Source organism: Ruegeria sp. BG10, from assembly GCF_056538575.1.
This window is the reverse complement of record NZ_JBQFTI010000006.1, coordinates 119980-139206: the sequence shown is the minus strand read 5'-3', so window position 1 is coordinate 139206 and position 19227 is coordinate 119980. Positions and strand designations below refer to the sequence as shown.

Here is a 19227-nt window from a genome sequence, read left to right as displayed (position 1 = left end):
GGAGAACAGTCAGATGAAAATGACCACGGAAGAGGCTTTTGTTAAGGTTCTGCAGATGCACGGGATCGAACATGCGTTCGGGATCATCGGATCGGCGATGATGCCGATTTCGGATCTGTTCCCGAAGGCGGGCATCATGTTCTGGGACTGTGCCCATGAAGGCAGCGCCGGGATGATGGCCGACGGCTACACCCGCGCGACCGGCAAGATGTCGATGATGATCGCGCAGAACGGCCCCGGCATCACCAACTTCGTGACCGCCGTGAAAACCGCCTACTGGAACCACACCCCGCTTCTGCTGGTCACCCCCCAGGCAGCGAACAAGACCATCGGTCAGGGAGGTTTCCAGGAAGTCGAGCAGATGAAGCTGTTCGAGGACATGGTCGCCTATCAGGAAGAGGTCCGTGATCCCACCCGCGTGGCCGAGGTTCTGACCCGTGTGATCAGTCAGGCCAAGCGCCTGTCCGGCCCGGCGCAGCTGAACATCCCGCGCGACTTCTGGACTCAGGTCGTTGACATCGAAATCCCCGAGCCGATTGAATTCGAACGCAGCCCGGGTGGTGAGAACTCGGTGGCGAAAGCGGCAGAAATCCTGTCCAACGCGAAAAACCCGGTTATCCTGAACGGCGCAGGCGTGGTTCTGTCCGAAGGCGGAATCGACGCCTCGATCGCGCTGGCCGAGCGCCTGGATGCGCCAGTTTGCGTCGGTTACCAGCACAATGACGCCTTCCCGGGCAAGCACCCTCTGTTTGCTGGTCCGCTGGGCTACAACGGCTCGAAAGCCGGGATGGAACTGATCAAGGAAGCCGACGTTGTTCTGGCACTCGGCACCCGTTTGAACCCATTCTCGACCCTGCCCGGTTACGGCATGAGCTACTGGCCCGAAGATGCCACCGTAATTCAGGTGGACATCAACCCGGACCGTATCGGCCTGACCAAGAAAGTGACTGTCGGAATCGTCGGTGACGCGGCCAAAGTGGCCAATGGCATCCTGAACCAACTGTCCGATGACGCGGGTGATGCCGGGCGCGAAACGCGTAAGGCCGCCATTGCGCAAAAGAAATCTGCATGGGCGCAGGAACTGACCTCGCTGACGCATGAGCAAGACGATCCCGGCACCACCTGGAACGAACGTGCGCGTGCTGCCAAGCCCGACTGGATGAGCCCCCGTATGGCCTGGCGCGCAATCCAGCAGGCCCTGCCGCGCGAGGCGATCATCTCCTCCGACATTGGCAACAACTGCGCCATCGGCAACGCCTATCCCGATTTCGACGCGGGCCGCAAATACCTGGCACCGGGTCTGTTTGGTCCTTGCGGCTACGGTCTGCCCGCCATCGTCGGCGCAAAAATCGGCCAGCCGGACGTACCTGTGGTTGGCTTTGCCGGCGACGGTGCCTTTGGCATCGCGGTAAACGAACTGACCGCGATTGGCCGCTCGGAATGGCCCGCTGTAACTCAGATCGTCTTCCGCAACTACCAGTGGGGCGCGGAAAAGCGCAACTCGACCCTGTGGTTCGATGACAACTTCGTCGGCACCGAGCTGGATACTCAGGTGTCTTACGCCGGCATCGCGCAGGCCTGCGGCCTGAAAGGTGTCGTGGCCCGCACGATGGACGAACTGACCGCCGCACTGAACCAGGCCATCGAAGATCAGAAGAACGGCACAACCACCCTGATCGAAGCCATGATCAATCAGGAACTGGGCGAGCCCTTCCGCCGCGACGCGATGAAAAAGCCCGTTGCTGTGGCCGGGATCTCCTCGGACGATATGGCCCCGCAGGTCGGAGCGTAAGACGCGTGGAGCCGCTGCGCGCCATCCTGGGAACCGCAACCGCTTCGGACAAGATCATCGCCCTGTCAGAGGGCGATGATCCGCGTATTGTCGAAGGGGCGGTCATGGCCGTCAAAGAGAAGGTGGCGCGGATCATCCTGGTCGGCAACTCCTCCAGGGTGTCGGCGCTGCTTGAAGCGCATACAGGCTTCGATCCCGACCGGATCGAGGTTCACGACCCAGAAACCTCGCCTCTGAACCCCCAGCTTGCGCAGGCCCTGTTCGAGTTGCGGCAGCACAAGGGCATGACGCCTGAGATGGCGCAGCAACAGGTCACCAACAGGCTGATCTATGCCGCCCTGCTGGTTCAGCAGGGCCTGGCCGACGGTACCGTCGGCGGGGCGGTCGAAACCACGTCGAACACGGTGCGGGCCGCCTTGCAGATCATCGGCACTGCCCCCGGGGCCGCGATGGTGTCGTCGTTCTTTCTGATGCTCTTCTGTCGGGACCATCACGCGGTCAGGGGCGCCCGCATCTTTGCGGATTGCGGATTGGTGGTGGACCCGGACGCGCAGGAAATGGCGGAAATCGCCCGGGCTTCGGCCAAATCCTATCAGGCTCTGACCGGCGACACGGCGCGGGTGGCCATGCTGTCCTTTTCCACATCCGGAAGCGCCGAACATCCCAAAGTATCCAAGGTCGTCGAGGCCACGCAGATTGCCCGCGAAAAGGACCCTGACCTTCTGATCGACGGTGAGTTGCAGTTCGACGCCGCCTTCGTTCCCGAAGTCGCAGCCCAAAAGGCCACAAATTCGCCCCTGAAAGGCGAGGCGAATGTCTTTGTCTTTCCCAGCCTGAACGCCGGCAACCTGGGCTATAAGATCGCACAGCGTATCGGCGGGGTCGAAGCCATCGGACCGGTCTTGCAGGGGCTGGCCAAACCCGCAAACGACCTGTCGCGGGGCTGCTCTGCCGAGGATGTTCTGCACATGATCGCGGTCACGGCCGTTCAGGCCCAGCACAATGAACCCGGGAAATAAATCTCACCCGAACCGAAAAAACAAACGATATTCCGGTATTCCGCGAAATATGAGAAAGATCGGTTAGCAAGCTACAGGGGCGCACATGAACCAGCCAGTTATCGACACTTCGCCCAAGGTTTCGGACGAGATCCGCAAGACCACCTGTTACATGTGCGCCTGCCGCTGTGGCATCAACGTTCATATGAAGGACGGTAAGGTCGCCTATATCGAAGGCAACCGCGACCACCCCGTGAACAAGGGCGTGCTCTGCGCCAAGGGCAGCGCCGGGATCATGCAGGTCAACGCCCCCTCTCGTCTGCGCAAGCCCCTTCGCCGCGTCGGCCCGCGCGGCTCGGGCGAGTTCCGCGAGATTGAATGGGACGAGGCGATCAGCACCGCGGTCGGCTGGCTGAACGAATTGCACGAGACCGCGCCACAGAAACTGGCTTTCTTCACCGGCCGCGACCAGAGCCAGAGCTTCACCTCATTCTGGGCGCAGAATTTCGGCACTCCGAACTACGCGGCCCATGGCGGGTTCTGTTCCGTCAACATGGCGGCGGGTGGCATCTACACGATGGGCGGTGCGTTTTGGGAATTCGGTCAACCCGACTGGGAGCACACGAAACTGTTCATGCTGTTCGGCGTCGCCGAGGACCATGACAGCAACCCGATCAAGATGGGCATCGGCAAGATCAAGGCGCGCGGTGCGCGGGTGATCGGGGTGAATCCGATCCGCTCGGGCTATAATGCTGTCGCCGATGACTGGGTCGGGATTACTCCGGGCACCGATGGTCTGTTCATCCTGTCACTGATCCATGTGCTGATGAAGGCAGGCAAGATCGATCTCGACTACCTCAGCCGCTATACCAACGCGCCGGTGCTGGTGAATTCTGCTGAAGGGCCGGAAAAGGGCCTGTTCCTGCGCGATGCCGACGGTAAACCGCTGGTAATCGACCGGGTCACTGGCGAACCAACCGCCTTTGACAAACCCGGCGTCCGCCCCGATCTGTCGGCCACTTACGAAAAAGACGGCGTCTCCCATCGCCCCGTTTTCCACCTGATGGCGGAAAAATACCTGTCCGACGATCACGCCCCCGAGGCCGTGGCCGAGCGCTGTGGCATCCCGGCCAGTCGCATCCGCGCCATCGCCGCCGAAATCGCCCGCGTCGCCTTTGACGAGGCAATCGAACTGGATCACGAATGGACCGATTTCCGGGGCGAGACGCATTCGAAAATGATCGGCCGCCCGGTCAGCTTCCACTCCATGCGCGGGATTTCAGCCCACGCAAACGGGTTCCAGACCTGCCGTGCGCTGCATGTGCTGCAGATCCTGCTGGGCACGGTCGAGGTTCCCGGCGGCTTCCGCTTTAAACCGCCCTATCCGAAACCGGTCGAGGCGCACCCGACCCCCCATGGCGACCGCCGACCGGGCCGCCCGCTGAACGGGCCGCATCTGGGCTTCCCCCGCGGCCCCGACGATCTGCTGCTGGACGATGACGGAAACCCCATTCGCATCGACAAGGCGTTTACATGGGAAAACCCGATGTCGGCCCACGGGCTGATGCATATGGTGATCTCAAACGCAGCCGCCGGTGATCCCTACAAGATCGACACGCTGTTCATGTACATGGCGAACATGTCGTGGAATTCCTCCATGAACACCAGGGGCGTGATGGAGATGCTGACGGCCCGCGACGACGACGGCAATTATGTCATTCCCAATATCATCTATTCCGATGCTTATTCCTCGGAAATGGTGGCTTATGCCGATCTGATCCTGCCCGACACCACCTATCTGGAACGGCACGACTGTATCTCGCTTCTGGACCGCCCGATCTGCGAGGCCGACGCCGCCGCCGACGCCATCCGCTGGCCGGTGATCGAACCCGACCGCGACGTGCGCGGGTTCCAGTCGGTGCTGATCGAACTGGCCAACCGCATGAGCCTGCCGGGCTTCACCAACGAAGACGGCAGCGCCAAGTGGAAGGACTATGCCGACTATATCGTCAACCACGAACGCCGCCCGGGCGTTGGACCGCTGGCCGGGTTCCGGGGCGCGGACGGCGACATGGAAGGGCGCGGAGAGGTCAACCCCGACCAGCTCAACCGTTATATCGAAAACGGCGGCTTCTACGTCGCACATATCCCCGAAGGTGCGGATTACTACAAACCCTGGAACGTGGCCTATCAGGACTGGGCGGTCGGCATGGGCATCTATGACAGCCCGCAACCCTACCTGTTCCAGCTCTATTCCGAGCCGATGCGCAAGTTCCAACTGGCCGCCGAAGGCCACGGCGACCGCCAACCGCCTGACCGCCTGCGCCAACGGATCAAAGACACGATGGACCCGCTGCCGATCTGGTACGAAACCGATCAGCAGGGCAACGACGGGTACACGATCAACGCCCTGACCCAGCGCCCGATGGCGATGTATCACAGCTGGGGCACCCAGAACGCCTGGCTGCGACAGTTGCACGGGCGCAACCCGCTCTATGTTCCGACCAAGCTGATGCGCGAGCATGGGCTGCAGGACGGCGATTGGGCCAGGGTCAGCTCTCCGCACGGGTCGATCACCGTGCCGGTGATGGAAATGGCCGCGCTGAATGAAAACACCGTCTGGACCTGGAACGCCATCGGCAAACGCAAAGGCGCCTGGGCCCTGCAGGAAGACGCCCCCGAAGCCACCAAGGGTTTCCTGCTCAACCACCTGATCCACGAACTTCTGCCGCCCAAGGGCGACGGAATGCGCTGGGCAAACTCAGACCCGGTGACCGGGCAGGCCGCGTGGTTTGACCTCAAGGTGAAAATCGAAAAAGCCGCCCCTCCGGCAGACGCCGAAAGCCAGCCCGAATTCGGTGCGATCAAATCACCCGTGGGCACCGGTCCGAAGGATCTGGCGTGGAAGGTGGGCAAATGATCCGGATCCGCACTTCATCTGGCCGGAAATACCTCGGGGGTGAATTGAGCCGCAGGCTCAAGAGGGGGCTGGCCCCCTGCCCCGCCCACCAAAGCGGAGTTGCCCTGACATGACCCAGCTTCCCCAATCCACCGAGCGCAAGATGGGCCTGGTCATCGACCTTGATACCTGCGTCGGCTGCCATGCCTGCGTGATCTCCTGCAAAGGCTGGAACACCGAAAACTATGGTGCGCCCCTGTCGGATCAGGACGCTTATGGCGGCAACCCTTCGGGCACATTCCTGAACCGGGTGCATTCCTATGAGGTGCAGCCCGAAGACGGCCACGCCCAACTCATCCACTTCCCCAAGTCCTGCCTGCATTGCGAGGACGCGCCTTGCGTCACCGTCTGCCCCACAGGGGCCAGCTACAAACGGGTCGAGGACGGCATTGTTCTGGTCAATGAAAGCGACTGCATCGGCTGCGGCCTGTGCGCCTGGTCCTGCCCTTACGGCGCGCGCGAAATGGATATGGCCGAAGGCGTAATGAAGAAATGCACCCTCTGCGTCGATCGCATCTACAACGAAAACCTGCCCGAGGTGGACCGCGTCCCGTCCTGTGTCCGCACCTGCCCCGCAGGCGCGCGGCATTTCGGCGATCTGGGTGACCCCGACAGCGATGTCAGTAAACTGGTCGCCGAACGCGAGGGCATGGACCTGATGCCTGAACTGGGCACCAAACCCGTCAACAAATACCTGCCGCCGCGGCCCAAGGATCAGATCGAAGACCAGATCGACATTCTGGCGCCGCTGCTGGCTCCGGTCGCCGAAGAACCCAAGGGCTTTCTAGGCTGGCTCGACAAGACATTGGAGAAGCTCTGATGCATCCCGCCCCTTCCGTCATCATCTTCACAACCCTGTCCGGTCTGGGCTTTGGCCTGCTGTTCTTTCTGGGGCTTGGCTTGCCGGACGTCTCGGGCTGGGTGGCCTTCGCGTTCTACGTCATCGCCTATGGACTGTCCGTCGGCGGCCTGATGGCCTCGACCTTCCATCTGGGGCATCCCGAGCGGGCGTGGAAAGCCTTCACGCAGTGGAAATCAAGCTGGCTCAGCCGGGAAGGCTGGTGCGCGGTAATTGCCCTGGTGGTCATGGGGCTTTATGCCATCGGCGCGGTGTTTTTCGGCCAGCACTGGGGGATCCTCGGCGGTATTGGCGCTCTGTTTGCGTTGGCCACGGTGTTCACCACGTCCATGATCTACACACAGCTCAGGACCATTCCGCGCTGGAACATGAAACTGACCCCGGCCATGTTTCTCAGCTACAGCCTGGCCGGCGGCGCGCTGTTGGCCGGACAGGTCGGCGCCGCCCTTCCGCTTTTGCTGATCGCCGCAACTGTACAGGCGCTTTACTGGTGGCAGGGCGACAAGGCGTTCGAAAAATCCGGGACATCGCTGGGAACCGCAACGGGCCTGGGGCAGCGGGGCGCGGTCCGGGCGTTTGAGCCGCCTCATACCGGCACCAACTATCTGCTGCGGGAATTTGTACACGTGGTTGGCCGCAAACACGCGGAAAAGCTGCGGGTCATCTCGTTTCTGCTGGCGTTTTTCGTCCCGGTTATCCTGCTGTTCCTGCCCTTCAACCACTTTTTCGCGCTGTTTGCGGTTCTGTCGCACCTGACCGGCGTCGCGATTTCGCGCTGGCTGTTCTTCGCCCAGGCAGAACATGTCGTCGGGCTGTACTACGGCAAACGATGAGGGGGCTCTGCCCCCGCCGCGGCATGCCGCGCCTCCCCCGAGGTATTTTTAGCCAGATGAAGCCGGATTCCGGAACGGACCGGGCAGCGCCCGGCCGAAGATCGGTTCCGGTTCAGATCAGGCCAGCATGGGCCATCGCTGCATCGATAGCGTCCTTGGTGCCGCTGTCCAGCGTGGTCAGGGGCGAGCGGACTTCGGGGCTGCACAGACCCAGTTTGCTGAGCGCGTATTTGGCACCGACCAGACCCGGTTCGATAAAGATCGCTTCGTGCAGCGGCATCAGGCGATCCTGGTACTCAAGCGCCTTGGCGTAGTCGCCCGTCAATGTGGCCTGCTGGAATTCGGCGCACAGTTTCGGCGCGACATTTGCAGTAACCGAGATACAGCCCACGCCGCCATGGGCGTTGAAGCCCAGCGCAGTCGCGTCTTCGCCCGATAGCTGGCAGAAATCGGCACCGCAGGCCGCGCGTTGCTGGCTGACCCGGGCCAGATCGCCCGTGGCGTCCTTGACACCGACGATGCGCGGCAGCTTTGCAAGTTCGCCCATGGTCGCGGGCGTCATGTCGATGACCGACCGGCCGGGAATATTGTAGATGATGATCGGAATATCGGCGCAGTCGTGGAGCGCGCGAAAATGGGTCACCAAACCCTTTTGGGTCGGCTTGTTGTAATAGGGCGTCACAACCAGCGCGGCGTCCGCCCCGACCTTTTGGGCGAATCGCACAAAGCGGATCGCCTCGACGGTGTTGTTGGACCCGGCTCCGGCGATGACCGGCACCCGCCCGGCAGCCGCTTTGACGACTTCTTCGACGACAGTCTCGTGCTCTTCATGGCTCAGGGTCGGGCTTTCGCCGGTGGTGCCGACGGGGACCAGCCCGGTCGATCCTACCTGAATCTGCCATTCCACCAGATGTTTGAGCGTGTCCAGGTCCAACTCGCCGTTGCTGAACGGGGTGACGAGGGCTGGCATAGAGCCTTTGAACATGGCACGCTCCTTAGAGTGCAGTGGTAATTTTTTCGCCACAGACCATCCCGATTTGGGCTTTGTGAGTTGATCCCGGCGGTGCAAGGTTTATCCTGATTGGCTCTATCCTTGGTTGGTTGGGAAATGCAAGGGATGACACGCGTTCGGGCGCTTTTGATAGCGGTGTTTCTGGGGTTTTTCACACAGGCGCAGGCCGACGCGGTCGGTGATCTGCGTGCCGGTATGAGCGAGATGCGCAAGGGCGACTGGAACGCCGCGCTGCGCAAGTCGGGCGCGCGCGGGTCGGTGTCCCGCGACATCATCGTCTGGCACTGGCTGCGCGAAGGGTTTGGCAGTTCCGGCGATGTGCTGGTGTTTCTGGACCGTCGTCCGGACTGGCCCGGTCTGGCCTGGCTGCGGCGCAAAAGCGAGCCGGCCTTTACCGGCGCCGATCCTGATCGCGTGCTGAGATTTTACGCCGACGCACCGCCGCAAACCGCCGAGGGCGCGCTGAACCATGCTGTCGCCCTGAAGGCCAGGGGGCGGCCCGGCGATGCCGAGGCGGATATCGTCACCGCCTGGCGCACGATGCCGATGGGGTCGGGTCTGCAAAAGGATTACCTTGAAAACTTCGGCAATTTGCTGAAACCCCATCACGCGGCCCGGCTGGACCGGATGCTGTGGGACAATCACCTGATCAGCGCCGGACAGATGCTGCCGCTGGTCGGCACCGATCAGCGCAAGCTGGCCGAAGCACGGATCGCCCTGCAAAAACGCCAGCCCGGTGTCGACGGCAAGGTTGCGGCGGTTCCGAAATCTCTGGCCGACTCGCCCGGCCTCGCCTTCGACCGGTTCGTCTGGCGCGACAGGAAGGAACTGGACGACAGTGCCATCGACCTGATGCTGGCGCGGTCCACCGGGCCCGATGCGCTGGGTGAGCCGGACAAATGGGCCGAAGGCCGCCGCCGTCTGGCCCGGCTTGAGATGCGCAATGGCGATGCAAACCGCGCCTATGCGATCGCTGCCAACCACCACATGACGCCGGAAATGGGCTATGGCTATGCCGATCTGGAATGGCTGGCCGGGTTTCTGGCCCTGCGCAGGCTGAACGATCCGGCCACCGCTGTCCGGCATTTCCAGAACTTCTCGGGCGCGGTGCAGTCGCCGATTTCCAAAGGGCGCGGCGGCTATTGGCTGGGTCGGGCCTATGCCGCGCTGGGCGACGCGGAAAAAGCCCATGAGGCTTATGCGATGGGCGCGGATTACCAGACCTCGTTCTATGGGCTGCTGGCAGCCGAACGGATCGGGCGGCCCTTTGACGGTGAACTGGCGAATCCCCGGCGCGCGCCGCATTGGAAACAGGCCGATTTTGCCGAGTCCAGCGTGCTGGAGGCCGGGTTGCTGCTGTTGCGTGCGGGTGAGGACAACCTGTCCGAGCGGTTCCTGACGCATCTGGTCGAAGAGCTGGATCAGGTGCAGGCGACGCAGCTGGGCGATCTGGTGATCGAACTGAAAGAGCCGCATCTGGCGGTGATGATCGCCAAACGCGCGGCGACAACCGGCATCGTCCTGCCCGCCGCCTATTACCCGGTGCACCCAGTGGCCGATATCGGCCTGCCCATGGCTAAAGAGATGACGCTGGCCATCGCCCGCCGCGAAAGCGAGTTCGACCCGGTGGTGATCAGCGGCGCGGGTGCGCGCGGGTTGATGCAGGTGATGCCGGCCACCGCCAAACTGGTGGCCAAGGAACTGGGCATTCTCAGCGGTCACAAGACGATCAAGCTGACCTCGGACTGGCAGTATAACGCCAAACTGGGCGCCAATTACCTGTCCGGTCTGGCGGCCGATTTCAACGGCAATATCGTGATGATGGCCGCCGGGTACAATGCCGGGCCACGCCGGCCGATTTCGTGGATGGACCGGTACGGCGATCCGCGCGCAGGTGAGATCGACATGGTCGACTGGATCGAGATGATCCCGTTCAGCGAGACCCGCAACTATGTGATGCGGGTGGCGGAAAGCCTGCCGGTCTATCGCGCACGGCTGGGTCAGCCTGCACTGCCGATCCCGTTCTCGCAGGAGCTGGTCGGGTCAACCCTGGCGTCTTTCGCGCCATAGGGTGAACAGCCCGGCGGCCACAACCAGGGCTGCGCCTATCACGACCTCGGGGCGCAGCGATTCCCCAAAGATCGAAATGCCCAGGATCGCGCTCCAGACCAGGTGGAAATAGGCGAAGGGCTGTACGGCGCTAGCCTCGGCCATTTCATAGCATTTGATCAGCAGCCAATGGCCCAGAACGCCGCTGACGCAGAGCAACGCCATCCAGGCCCAGTCCGCGCGCGCCATCGGCTCCCAGAACCACATCCCGACCAGTGTCATGGCAACGGCCCCGGCGACACCGGTCCAGAAAAAGCTGGTCGCCGCACTGTCTTTGCGGGCCGCATAGCGGGTCAGCAACCCATAAAGCGCGAACATCAGTGCGGAAATCAGCGGAATGATGGCCCATGGGTTAAAGACGCCGACCCCCGGTTGCAGGATGACGAGAACCCCGATGCAACCGACCCCGATGGCCGACCAGCGCCGCCATCCGACCTGCTCACCCAGAACCGGCCCGCTGAGCGCGGCGACCAGCAGCGGATAGCAAATGAACACCGCCATCGTGTCGATCAGGCCCAAGACCGTGAAGGCGAAAACAGCAACACAGATCTCTGCCGCCAGCAATATGCCGCGAAACACCTGCAACCCCAGTTGGCTGGTTCGCGTCGCGGCCCTCAGGCCCCCGGGCGCACGCGCGGCCAGCGCGATGACAAACGCCGCAAAGAACCAATAGCGGATCATCACCACCATATAGGTGTTATACGTCCCGGCCAGATGGCGAGAGATACCGTCCTGCAGCGCAAAGACGATGGTCGCCGCGATCATCAGGCCGATCCCCGCCCGCGCGTTGTTTTGCTGAGTCATGGTTTGACCGCCCGGGTCATATGGCGTTTGCGGCCATAACCGGGCGCGCGGGTGACGGTAAACCCCGCCTCTTCCAGCCCGCGCCGCACGAAACCGGCGGCGGTATAGGTGGCCGCTGTTCCCCCCCTGACCGTATGATCCGCAACCTGCTGCATCAGATCGCCCCCCCACAGTTCCGGGTTCTTCGCCGGAGAGAAACCGTCGAGAAACCACGCGTCCGCAGCGCCGGCCCACCTGTGCAAGGTCTGGCGGGCGTCGCCTTCGACCACCTCCAGCCGCAAGGTGCCCAGATCGCAGGTTCCGCCCCGCCAGCTGTCAAGGAAACGCGCGCTCCACTGGGCAAGCTCGGGAAAGGCGGCCAGCGCGCGGGACATATCCGCAGGCGCCATCGAAAAAGCCTCGAAGCTGGTGAAGGACAGGGGCGCGGTCTGGCCGGATTTCTCCCATTCGGACCACACGGTCAGCATGTTCAGACCGGTGCCAAAACCCAGCTCGGCAATGTGAAAACCCGGTGCGAACCGCGCCGGCAAATCGTTGCCCGCCAGAAATACGTGCCGCGTTTCCTCCAACCCGTTCTGCAACGAGTAATACGGGTCGTCGAAACGATCCGAGACCGGAATCTGATCCTCGGTCCATGTCAGTTCGGCACGCTGGTCTGCCATCGGGGAATCCTGTAGCTAAGCGGCGCGACACTGAACAAGGAAAAGGGGAATGGCAATGGTCGATGTGACGGTGCGCGGCGCGGGGATATTCGGCCTGTCCATCGCCTGGACCTGCGCCCGGCGCGGCGCAAAGGTGCAGGTCGTCGATCCCTTTGGTCCCGGTTCAGGGTCCAGTGGCGGGCTGGTCGGCGCGCTGGCCCCGCATGTGCCCGAGAACTGGAATGCCAAGAAAGCGTTTCAGTTCGACAGTCTGATCCTGGCCGAGCCGTTCTGGAAACAGGTCGAGACCACCGGCGGCGTCTCGCCCGGATATGCGCGTCTGGGCCGACTGCAGCCCATCCCGGATTCAGCCGCGCTGGCGCTGGCGCGTGCACGTGCGGTTTCGGCGGCAGAACTGTGGCAGGGGCGGGCCGACTGGCGGGTTGTCGAAACCGCCGAAATCGGCGCGTGGTGCCCGCCCAGCCCGACCGGCTTCGTGATCCACGACACGCTGAGCGCGCGGATGCACCCGCGCCGAGCCTGTGCCGCTCTGGTCTCCGCGCTGGCGGTGATGGGGGTCGGGGTTCAGACCGAGGCAGCGGACAAGGGGCGGGTCATCCACGCGACGGGGCTCGCCGGGTTGCAGGAACTTAGCGCAGCGTTTGGCAGAACGGTGGGCAATGGTGTCAAGGGGCAGGCCGCGCTGCTTCGGTTCGATGCGGGCGAAGTCCCGCAGCTTTTTGCAGATGCCGTTCACATCGTTCCCCATGCCGACGGCACGCTGGCGATCGGGTCGACGTCAGAGCGTGACTACGACGACCCGACCAGCACCGACACCGCCCTGGATGACGTGCTGGACCGCGCCATGCAGGCTGTTCCCCTGCTGCACGGTGCGGAAGTGATCGAAAGGTGGGCTGGCGTACGCCCCCGCAGCAAGAGCCGCGCGCCGATGCTGGGCGCGCATCCGCTGCACAAGGGTCAGTTCATCGCCAATGGCGGCTTCAAGATCGGCTTTGGCATGGCGCCCAAAGTGGCCAAGGTCATGGCTGATCTGGTTCTGGACGGGCGCGACGCCATTCCGGACGCGTTCCGGCCCGAAGCGTCACTCTGAGCGCGGTTCGGCCTCGGCCGCCATGCATTGCCGCCCGTCCGGGCCGCGCACCCACATCGCCTTGCCCTTGCGACACAGGGTTGCCGTTTCGAAATGCATCAAAGGTGAGGATGCACGGAACGAGAACTGTTCCAGCGGTCCCATCAGGTCCTCGGCAAACAGCATCAGATGTTGCGCCAGCAGCGGGCCGTGCACAACCAGCCCGGCATAGCCTTCGACATCGCGTGCATAGTCGAGGTCATAGTGGATACGGTGACCGTTGAACGTCAGTGCCGAATAGCGAAACAGCAGGGTGGAATCGAACGCAGTCTCGCGCCTGTCCGTTTCATCCGTCGGGGCCAAAGGCGGTTCGGGTTTGACCTCATCGGCTGAGGGGTCCTGTCGGTAGACCAGATCCTGACACTCAGTCAGGCACAGTGTCTGGCCCTGTCGGAATTCGTGGCGCAGCATGACAAACCCCAGCGGCCCGCTGCGCCCGGTTTTCGACACCGCGCTTTCCAGAACGGATATTCGCCGGGCACTGGTCCCTGCGATCATCGGCGCGTGAAACTTCAACCGGCCCCCGGCCCACATCCGGCGCGGCAGGCCCAAGTCGGGGATCAGGCCACCGCCGACATTGGGATGACCATCACGGCCCAGATCGCCCGGCGCGCGTGGCGACCAGAAATACAATTGGTGAAAAAACGGCGGCAGCGGCACACCTGCCGCAATCGTCACGTCGCGCCCCAGCGCGGTTTCAAATGCGGCCGCACGGGCCGGGTCCATCACGTCGGTCTGGATTTCTTCTGCCATGGCGGCAGCGTAGCAGCCCGCCCCGTCGGGGCAAGCACACGCTGCGGTCAGAAGCCCGCCTCTGACCGCAGTTTCTGCATCAGGGTATTCAACGCAGTCTCATAGCGTTCGCTGATCAGTTTGCCGTCATCGTCAAACTCGTTCGAACTGCTGGCCAGATGGATCTCGGGTCCTTGCAGAATGCGCGGCTGGAACGGCACCATATAGCCGCGCAAGACCATCTGCGCCCGCTCGCCACCGGCACGTCCCGCAGCGGCCGACATCACGGCAACGGGCTTGTCCGCCCAGGGTCGGCCGCTGGTCCGGCTGACCCAATCCAACGCGTTCTTCAGAACGCCCGATGGGCCTTTGTTGTACTCCGGTGTGGAGATGATCACCGCATGCGCCTGCGCGATCTGATCGGCCAGCACCTGCACCGCCTGGGGAACGCCCTCGGATTCCTCAAGGTCTCCGTCATAGAGCGGCAGGTTCAGATCGGCCTCGATATGGGTGCCGGGGTCGAACAACCGCGCCGCCTCGCGCAGCAACTTTCGGTTGGTGGCATTTTGGCGCAACGAGCCCGACAGGCTCAGAAGGATCGGTTCGGACATCTGGGAACTCCGTCATGATGGTTCCCAATAGCTAGCCCAAGTCGTGCGTCCGCCAAAGCCCAGGTGACGCACGGTCAATGTGCATTAAGGGGCACCTGCAGGCGCCCCCCGACATTTTATGTGCGTCCGCTGGGGATGATCTCGATATCGACCCGGCGGTTTTGCGCCTTGCCCGCGGGTGTCAGGTTCGATGCGGCGGGCCGGTTTTCGCCCAGCCCGATAGTGGTGATCCGCGCGCCGTTCACACCGTTGGCCTGCAGGATATCCGCCACCGACCGGGCACGACGTTCGGACAGAGCCTGGTTATAGGACGCCTCGCCATCGCTGTCGGTATGCCCGATGACCTGAACGTTCGAGTTGGGATAGCGCACCAGGTTCTGGCCCACCCGCACCAGATCGGCCCGCAGTGGCGGACGCACGGTCGAGCTGTCGGTGTCAAAGGTGATGTCGTTTGGCACGGTAACGATCAGACGATCCCCGGCATTGACGATGGTGATGCCGTCATTGGCCAGTTGCTGACGCAGTTCGGCCGCCTGGCGGTCCAGCTGGTTGCCGATCAGGCCGCCCCCGGCTGCGCCGATGGCACCCCCGGCCAGCGCACCCAGCAACGGGTCGGAATCATTGGCAATCGCGCCAACGCCAGCCCCGACCAGACCGCCCAGAATCGCGCCTTGCTTGGTGTTCTGGTTGGGATCGGCAGGCAGGTTCAGCGTGCCGGGGTCCGTACAGGCCCCCAAAACCATGGCCGAACACAACCCGGCGGATAAAACAAACTTGGAAATCGTCATGGACTTACCTTCTGCTCAGGCACCCGTTCACCGGGTACGCTTTGTTAGGCACAGTTTATCGCGCCGGTTGCACGCAGTCACAAGCAACAATCCGGTGAAGTCGGCAATTTACTGCCGTTCAATGGGCGCCCGAGGATGCGTCCCAGTGGTTCTGTTCCTGCCAGATCGCCCGCAATGGCTGACCCTGCCCGCAAAAATGCTCGTCCGTCAGGTCGCAGGCCCAGACGCGGTCCGTGCGGAAATGGCGAAACCCGTTCCGCAGTTCGCACCACGCCGCCAGCATCGTGCATTCGATGTGATAGATCAGCGCGACGGGCCGCACGATCCGCTCGGTCCGCTCGCCGCCGGAATTGACATAGGTGATGCGAATCTTGCGTTCGTCGCGAATGGCTTCGCGATAATTCACGACAGGCACGCAGCCCTTGGCCGGGTCGTCCATCGGCGCGCCCCATGGCGCGACCTGCAACCAATCGGCCGGCGCACGCAGCGCATCGATTTTGCGGCACACCCGGTCGGCAGCCTGTTGCAGTGTGCTGTCACCGGTGCGCGCCAGCATGGACAGGCCGACCCAAAGGGCCTCGACCTCTTCGGCATCGAAATTCAGCGGCGGCAGGTCATAGCCGCGCCGCATCAGATACCCAACGCCTGCTTCGCCCTCGATCGGGGTTCGCTGCGCCTGAAGGGCGGCGATGTCTCTGTAGACCGTGCGCGCGGACACTTCGAGCTTGTCGGCCAGCATCTCGGCCGTCACCGGTGCTTCGGCGGCACGCAGGATCTGGATGATTTCGAACAGGCGGGTCGAGCGGCGCATGGGGGTCTCCGGGATGATCTGCTGACACTCTAGCACACCCCACTGACAGGGTGGTGTCAGCAGTGATGCGTCAGGTTGAGCCCCAGCAGACAGGAGAATTCACATGCCAAGCCGCGACAATCACGTAATGATGACACTGAAACTGGATCGCTGGTCGCAGGATCACACCCTGCGCGCCTTTGAAATCGAGCGCGAGATCATGGCCGCCCGACAGCCCTGCGCCCCGCGCAAAAGGATGAAACGGTTTTCACTGGGCAATCTGAAAATGTTCTGGACCAGTACCGCCTAAGCGCAGAAATCCGCCGGGGCGCGGAATTTCATCGAAACGCCGCCCTCGGGGCTTTTCAGCCGCAGTTCCTCGGAATGCAGCATCAGGCGCGGGAAATCCCGCGCCGCACCTTCGGCGTAAAAAGGGTCGCCAAGTATCGGGTGGCCCAGCGCCTTCATGTGCACGCGCAACTGATGCGACCGACCCGTCTTGGGAAACAGGCGAACACGGGTGGTTTCGCCTTCATGCTTGACCACGCGCCAGTCGGTGATAGCAGGTTTGCCGGTTTCGTGACACACCATCTGACGCGGTCGGTTCGGCCAATCCACGATCAGCGGCAAATCGACGGTCCCGGTTTTCGGCTCAAGCGTTCCCCAGACCCGTGCAAGATAGGTTTTCCGCGTCTGGCGGTTCTCGAACTGCATGCTCAGATGCCGCTGCGCATGCGGCGTCTGGGCAAATACCATGACGCCGGATGTGTCCCGATCCAGCCGATGCACCAACAGGGCCTGCGGAAACGCCGCCTGTACGCGGGACAGCAGGCAATCCGCTAGATGCGCGCCCCGCCCCGGTACGGACAACAGGCCAGACGGCTTGTTCACCACAATCAACTGCGCGTCTTCGTGCAGCACGTCCAGGGGCGTTGTCGGGGGATCATAGGTTTCGCTCATGCGCGCCTGCCTACCGCACGGCGCAACCTCCCGCAACGTCGGCCTTGCCTGAACGGAACAGTTCAGCAAATCTTGGACCAAAGCCGAGGAGAAACCATGCATCCCACAATCGCGCGCATGCAAGAAGTTGTCGCCAAGGGCGATGAAAGCCTGATCCACGAATTGCTGGCCGAAGATGTGCGGTTTTCGCCGCCGACCTATTACAGCACCTGGACCGGGCGCGCGCCCGTGGCGGCGGTGCTGGGGCATGTCGGTCAGGTCTTCTCGGATTTCCGATACCGCCGGATCATGGGCGACAGCAAGGACTGGGCGCTGGAGTTCCAGTGCAAGGTCGGTGATCTGGATGCGGTGGGCGTCGACCTGATCACCCTGAACGACGCTGGCCTTATCCAAGAGTTCGAGGTTGTCATGCGCCCCTACAAGACCATCGGCGCCCTGCGCGAGGCGATGATGGCGCGGGTAATGACCGACGCACGATTTCTGGAATTCAAAAACGCGCTGAGCTGATCATGCCCGCCCCGATCGCCGCCGATCAGATATTGCGCCTGCCCCTGCTGCCGGTTCTGGCGGCGCAGGGTCTTTCGGTGCGCCGCAACGCACAACTGCTGCCCGAGCCGACCGGCCCGCGCAACGGGCGCGACGGGCGCGGACCCGGGCGGCGTCTGCTGATCGCCGGCGACAGTTCCGCGGCCGGGGTCGGCGCGGGCACACAGGCGCAGGCGCTTGCTGGGCAACTCGTTCGCGCGCTGGGAAAACACTATACAGTTGAATGGCTTCTCGAAGCGGTGACGGGCCACACAACGAAGGACACGATCGACCGGCTGAGCAAGCTGGAGGGCCGGTTTGACATGGCGGTCACGGCGCTGGGCGTCAATGATGTCACCCGCGGCGTCACCCGCCGGAAATTCATCGACAGGCAAACCCGGCTGCTGTCCCTGCTGACCGGATCGCTGGGGGTTCGGCGGGTCGTTGTCACCTGCGTGCCGCAGATGGGCAGGTTTCCGGCGCTGCCGCAACCGCTGGCCTGGGTGCTGGGGCAGCAGGCCGCGCGTCTGGACAGCGGGCTGCGACAGGTCGTTTCCCAGTTCCCGCAGGCGCGTCACCTGACGCTCAACCTGCCGGACGACCCCGCGCTTGCCGCGCCGGACGGGTATCACCCCAGCCCGAAAACCTATGCTATCTGGGCCGATCAGGCCGCCCGCCTGCTGCGTCAAGCCTGAGCCCGCATCTGCCGGATCATCGGGATCGAATACACCACAAGGGCCGCCCAGATCAGCGGGAACGCAACCATGCGGCCGCGGTCGATCTCTTCGCCGAATACGGTGATGGCGGTGATGAAAATCATGGTCGGCGCGATGTATTGCAGTATCCCCATCGTCGACAGCCGCACCAGCTTGGCCCCGTTGGCATAGACCAGCAGCGGAATGGCCGTCACGATCCCGGCACCGGCCAGCAGCAGAGTGTCCTGGGCCGCCAGCCCGAAATGCCCGGTGCCCTGCGCGCCCAGCCAGGTGACATAAGCCAGCGCGGGGATCAGCAGGATCAGAACCTCAAGCAGAAACCCCTGATTGGGCCCGATGGGCAGCGACCGCTTGAAGAAAGCATAAAACCCCCAGCTGACCATCAGCCCCAGCGCCGCCCAGGGCAGGCTTCCGGCCTCAAACACCAGAACCAGCACCCCTGCCGCGGCCAGACCAACGGCAACCAACTGGGTTCTGTTCAGCGGCTCTCGCAGCAGAACCGCGCCCAGCGCGATGCTGAACAGCGGGTTTATGTAGTAACCCAGTGCCGCATCCAGCGCGTTGCCGCTGGCAATCGCCCAGACATAGATCGCCCAGTTCACCGAAATCAGCGCTGCGGTCAGGCAGGCCATGCCCAGCATCCGCGGGTTCCGCAGCGCCGCCTTCAGGTCGCGCGTGCGGCCAAGGGCGATCAACAACAAGCCTGCCACCGGCACCGACCAGATGATCCGATGGGCCACGATCTCGACCGGTCCGATATGGGCCATCGCCTTCATGTAAAGCGGCAGGAACCCCCATAGCACATAGGCAGTGACCGCCAGAGCCAGCCCTTTCGGAGTGTCCGCATTCTGCGCGGATGTGTTTACGTCTGCCATAGCGGGTCTCCGGCTGATACCGCTTTTCTTTACGGCAAATCCGACCGGGTAGGGAACTGCGAAAACTGTGAAG

General features: G+C 63.1%; 19 protein-coding genes. 10 read left to right on the top strand and 9 right to left on the bottom strand.

What is annotated here, in order from left to right:
* Positions 1 to 13: 13 nt before the first annotated feature.
* The 5 genes from xsc to ACR0D8_RS19235 all read left to right on the top strand — a co-directional run bounded on the left by xsc (position 14) and on the right by ACR0D8_RS19235 (position 7441).
* Complete coding sequence (gene xsc / locus ACR0D8_RS19255; protein ID WP_475157703.1) at positions 14 to 1792, top strand: sulfoacetaldehyde acetyltransferase; 1779 nt, start codon at positions 14 to 16, stop codon at positions 1790 to 1792.
* 5 nt (positions 1793 to 1797) lie between these two features.
* Positions 1798 to 2811, top strand: coding sequence for a phosphate acetyltransferase (pta, locus tag ACR0D8_RS19250; RefSeq protein WP_480648963.1), 1014 nt, complete (start codon positions 1798 to 1800; stop codon positions 2809 to 2811).
* A gap of 85 nt (positions 2812 to 2896) precedes the next feature.
* Positions 2897 to 5710 carry a molybdopterin oxidoreductase family protein gene (locus ACR0D8_RS19245; RefSeq protein ID WP_480648961.1) on the top strand — a complete coding sequence of 938 codons (2814 nt, stop codon included), beginning with the start codon at positions 2897 to 2899 and terminating at the stop codon, positions 5708 to 5710.
* A 109-nt stretch (positions 5711 to 5819) separates the two neighbouring features.
* Complete coding sequence (locus ACR0D8_RS19240; RefSeq protein WP_480648960.1) at positions 5820 to 6569, top strand: 4Fe-4S dicluster domain-containing protein; 750 nt, start codon at positions 5820 to 5822, stop codon at positions 6567 to 6569.
* A complete protein-coding gene (locus ACR0D8_RS19235) occupies positions 6569 to 7441 on the top strand; it encodes a dimethyl sulfoxide reductase anchor subunit family protein (RefSeq protein WP_480648958.1) in 873 nt (290 codons plus the stop codon). The genes ACR0D8_RS19240 and ACR0D8_RS19235 overlap by 1 nt, the downstream gene beginning before the upstream one ends.
* 112 nt (positions 7442 to 7553) lie before the next feature.
* Here ACR0D8_RS19235 and dapA read toward each other — a convergent pair whose 3' ends face one another.
* Complete coding sequence (gene dapA / locus ACR0D8_RS19230) at positions 7554 to 8426, bottom strand: 4-hydroxy-tetrahydrodipicolinate synthase (protein ID WP_480648956.1); 873 nt, start codon at positions 8424 to 8426, stop codon at positions 7554 to 7556.
* A 132-nt stretch (positions 8427 to 8558) separates the two neighbouring features.
* Between dapA and ACR0D8_RS19225 the strand changes: the two genes are divergently transcribed.
* A complete protein-coding gene (locus ACR0D8_RS19225) occupies positions 8559 to 10523 on the top strand; it encodes a lytic transglycosylase domain-containing protein (RefSeq protein ID WP_480648954.1) in 1965 nt (654 codons plus the stop codon).
* Here ACR0D8_RS19225 and ACR0D8_RS19220 read toward each other — a convergent pair.
* Together ACR0D8_RS19220 and mnmC2 are read right to left on the bottom strand one after the other, a co-directional pair.
* Positions 10497 to 11366: a DMT family transporter gene (locus ACR0D8_RS19220; protein ID WP_480648952.1), complete on the bottom strand. Its 870-nt coding sequence runs from the start codon at positions 11364 to 11366 to the stop codon at positions 10497 to 10499. The genes ACR0D8_RS19225 and ACR0D8_RS19220 overlap by 27 nt on opposite strands.
* Positions 11363 to 12028, bottom strand: coding sequence for a tRNA (5-methylaminomethyl-2-thiouridine)(34)-methyltransferase MnmC2 (gene mnmC2, locus ACR0D8_RS19215; RefSeq protein WP_480648950.1), 666 nt, complete (start codon positions 12026 to 12028; stop codon positions 11363 to 11365). Before mnmC2 ends, ACR0D8_RS19220 begins: the two co-directional genes overlap by 4 nt.
* 49 nt (positions 12029 to 12077) lie before the next feature.
* Here mnmC2 and ACR0D8_RS19210 point away from each other — a divergent pair, with 49 nt between their 5' ends.
* Positions 12078 to 13118, top strand: a complete 1041-nt coding sequence (locus tag ACR0D8_RS19210) for an NAD(P)/FAD-dependent oxidoreductase (protein ID WP_480648948.1) — start codon at positions 12078 to 12080, stop codon at positions 13116 to 13118.
* On the opposite strand, the gene ACR0D8_RS19205 is transcribed toward ACR0D8_RS19210, so the two are convergent.
* The 4 genes from ACR0D8_RS19205 to ACR0D8_RS19190 form a co-directional block, all read right to left on the bottom strand.
* Entirely contained in the window at positions 13110 to 13910 is an 801-nt protein-coding gene (locus ACR0D8_RS19205; protein WP_480648946.1) for an HTD2 family dehydratase, read from the bottom strand. The genes ACR0D8_RS19210 and ACR0D8_RS19205 overlap by 9 nt on opposite strands.
* Positions 13911 to 13957: 47 nt before the next feature.
* A complete protein-coding gene (locus ACR0D8_RS19200) occupies positions 13958 to 14500 on the bottom strand; it encodes an NADPH-dependent FMN reductase (protein WP_480648944.1) in 543 nt (180 codons plus the stop codon).
* Between the two features lie 116 nt (positions 14501 to 14616).
* Complete coding sequence (locus ACR0D8_RS19195) at positions 14617 to 15288, bottom strand: YiaD family glycine zipper/OmpA-like lipoprotein (RefSeq protein WP_480648942.1); 672 nt, start codon at positions 15286 to 15288, stop codon at positions 14617 to 14619.
* 118 nt (positions 15289 to 15406) lie between these two features.
* Complete coding sequence (locus tag ACR0D8_RS19190) at positions 15407 to 16099, bottom strand: helix-turn-helix transcriptional regulator (RefSeq protein ID WP_480648940.1); 693 nt, start codon at positions 16097 to 16099, stop codon at positions 15407 to 15409.
* Positions 16100 to 16202: 103 nt separating this feature from the next.
* Here ACR0D8_RS19190 and ACR0D8_RS19185 point away from each other — a divergent pair, with 103 nt between their 5' ends.
* Complete coding sequence (locus ACR0D8_RS19185; RefSeq protein WP_475157663.1) at positions 16203 to 16388, top strand: hypothetical protein; 186 nt, start codon at positions 16203 to 16205, stop codon at positions 16386 to 16388.
* Here ACR0D8_RS19185 and ACR0D8_RS19180 read toward each other — a convergent pair.
* Positions 16385 to 17038, bottom strand: a complete 654-nt coding sequence (locus tag ACR0D8_RS19180; protein ID WP_480648938.1) for an RluA family pseudouridine synthase — start codon at positions 17036 to 17038, stop codon at positions 16385 to 16387. The genes ACR0D8_RS19185 and ACR0D8_RS19180 overlap by 4 nt on opposite strands.
* Before the next feature lie 96 nt (positions 17039 to 17134).
* On the opposite strand from ACR0D8_RS19180, the gene ACR0D8_RS19175 reads away from it, so the two are divergent.
* Together ACR0D8_RS19175 and ACR0D8_RS19170 are read left to right on the top strand one after the other, a co-directional pair.
* Positions 17135 to 17545: a nuclear transport factor 2 family protein gene (locus tag ACR0D8_RS19175; protein ID WP_480648936.1), complete on the top strand. Its 411-nt coding sequence runs from the start codon at positions 17135 to 17137 to the stop codon at positions 17543 to 17545.
* Positions 17546 to 17547: 2 nt separating this feature from the next.
* The gene (locus ACR0D8_RS19170) at positions 17548 to 18258 is read left to right on the top strand and encodes an SGNH/GDSL hydrolase family protein (RefSeq protein ID WP_480648934.1); all 711 of its coding nucleotides are present in this window, start codon (positions 17548 to 17550) and stop codon (positions 18256 to 18258) included.
* On the opposite strand, the gene rarD is transcribed toward ACR0D8_RS19170, so the two are convergent.
* Positions 18249 to 19154 (bottom strand): EamA family transporter RarD, encoded by a 906-nt coding sequence (gene rarD / locus ACR0D8_RS19165; protein ID WP_480648932.1) that lies wholly within the window; start codon positions 19152 to 19154, stop codon positions 18249 to 18251. The genes ACR0D8_RS19170 and rarD overlap by 10 nt on opposite strands.
* Between the last annotated feature and the right edge of the window lie 73 nt (positions 19155 to 19227).

Excerpts from the sequence above, each read along its gene's own strand:
- ACR0D8_RS19210 (WP_480648948.1), top strand. The coding sequence starts at position 12,078 with ATGGCAATGGTCGATGTGACGGTGCGCGGCGCGGGGATATTCGGCCTG.
- ACR0D8_RS19200 (WP_480648944.1), bottom strand. The coding sequence starts at position 14,500 with ATGTCCGAACCGATCCTTCTGAGCCTGTCGGGCTCGTTGCGCCAAAAT.
- ACR0D8_RS19170 (WP_480648934.1), top strand. The coding sequence starts at position 17,548 with ATGCCCGCCCCGATCGCCGCCGATCAGATATTGCGCCTGCCCCTGCTG.
- mnmC2 (WP_480648950.1), bottom strand. The coding sequence starts at position 12,028 with ATGGCAGACCAGCGTGCCGAACTGACATGGACCGAGGATCAGATTCCG.
- ACR0D8_RS19195 (WP_480648942.1), bottom strand. The coding sequence starts at position 15,288 with ATGACGATTTCCAAGTTTGTTTTATCCGCCGGGTTGTGTTCGGCCATG.
- ACR0D8_RS19175 (WP_480648936.1), top strand. The coding sequence starts at position 17,135 with ATGCATCCCACAATCGCGCGCATGCAAGAAGTTGTCGCCAAGGGCGAT.
- ACR0D8_RS19225 (WP_480648954.1), top strand. The coding sequence starts at position 8,559 with ATGACACGCGTTCGGGCGCTTTTGATAGCGGTGTTTCTGGGGTTTTTC.
- dapA (WP_480648956.1), bottom strand. The coding sequence starts at position 8,426 with ATGTTCAAAGGCTCTATGCCAGCCCTCGTCACCCCGTTCAGCAACGGC.
- ACR0D8_RS19235 (WP_480648958.1), top strand. The coding sequence starts at position 6,569 with ATGCATCCCGCCCCTTCCGTCATCATCTTCACAACCCTGTCCGGTCTG.
- ACR0D8_RS19180 (WP_480648938.1), bottom strand. The coding sequence starts at position 17,038 with ATGAGCGAAACCTATGATCCCCCGACAACGCCCCTGGACGTGCTGCAC.
- ACR0D8_RS19205 (WP_480648946.1), bottom strand. The coding sequence starts at position 13,910 with ATGGCAGAAGAAATCCAGACCGACGTGATGGACCCGGCCCGTGCGGCC.
- ACR0D8_RS19220 (WP_480648952.1), bottom strand. The coding sequence starts at position 11,366 with ATGACTCAGCAAAACAACGCGCGGGCGGGGATCGGCCTGATGATCGCG.
- rarD (WP_480648932.1), bottom strand. The coding sequence starts at position 19,154 with ATGGCAGACGTAAACACATCCGCGCAGAATGCGGACACTCCGAAAGGG.
- xsc (WP_475157703.1), top strand. The coding sequence starts at position 14 with ATGAAAATGACCACGGAAGAGGCTTTTGTTAAGGTTCTGCAGATGCAC.
- ACR0D8_RS19190 (WP_480648940.1), bottom strand. The coding sequence starts at position 16,099 with ATGCGCCGCTCGACCCGCCTGTTCGAAATCATCCAGATCCTGCGTGCC.
- ACR0D8_RS19245 (WP_480648961.1), top strand. The coding sequence starts at position 2,897 with ATGAACCAGCCAGTTATCGACACTTCGCCCAAGGTTTCGGACGAGATC.
- ACR0D8_RS19240 (WP_480648960.1), top strand. The coding sequence starts at position 5,820 with ATGACCCAGCTTCCCCAATCCACCGAGCGCAAGATGGGCCTGGTCATC.
- ACR0D8_RS19185 (WP_475157663.1), top strand. The coding sequence starts at position 16,203 with ATGCCAAGCCGCGACAATCACGTAATGATGACACTGAAACTGGATCGC.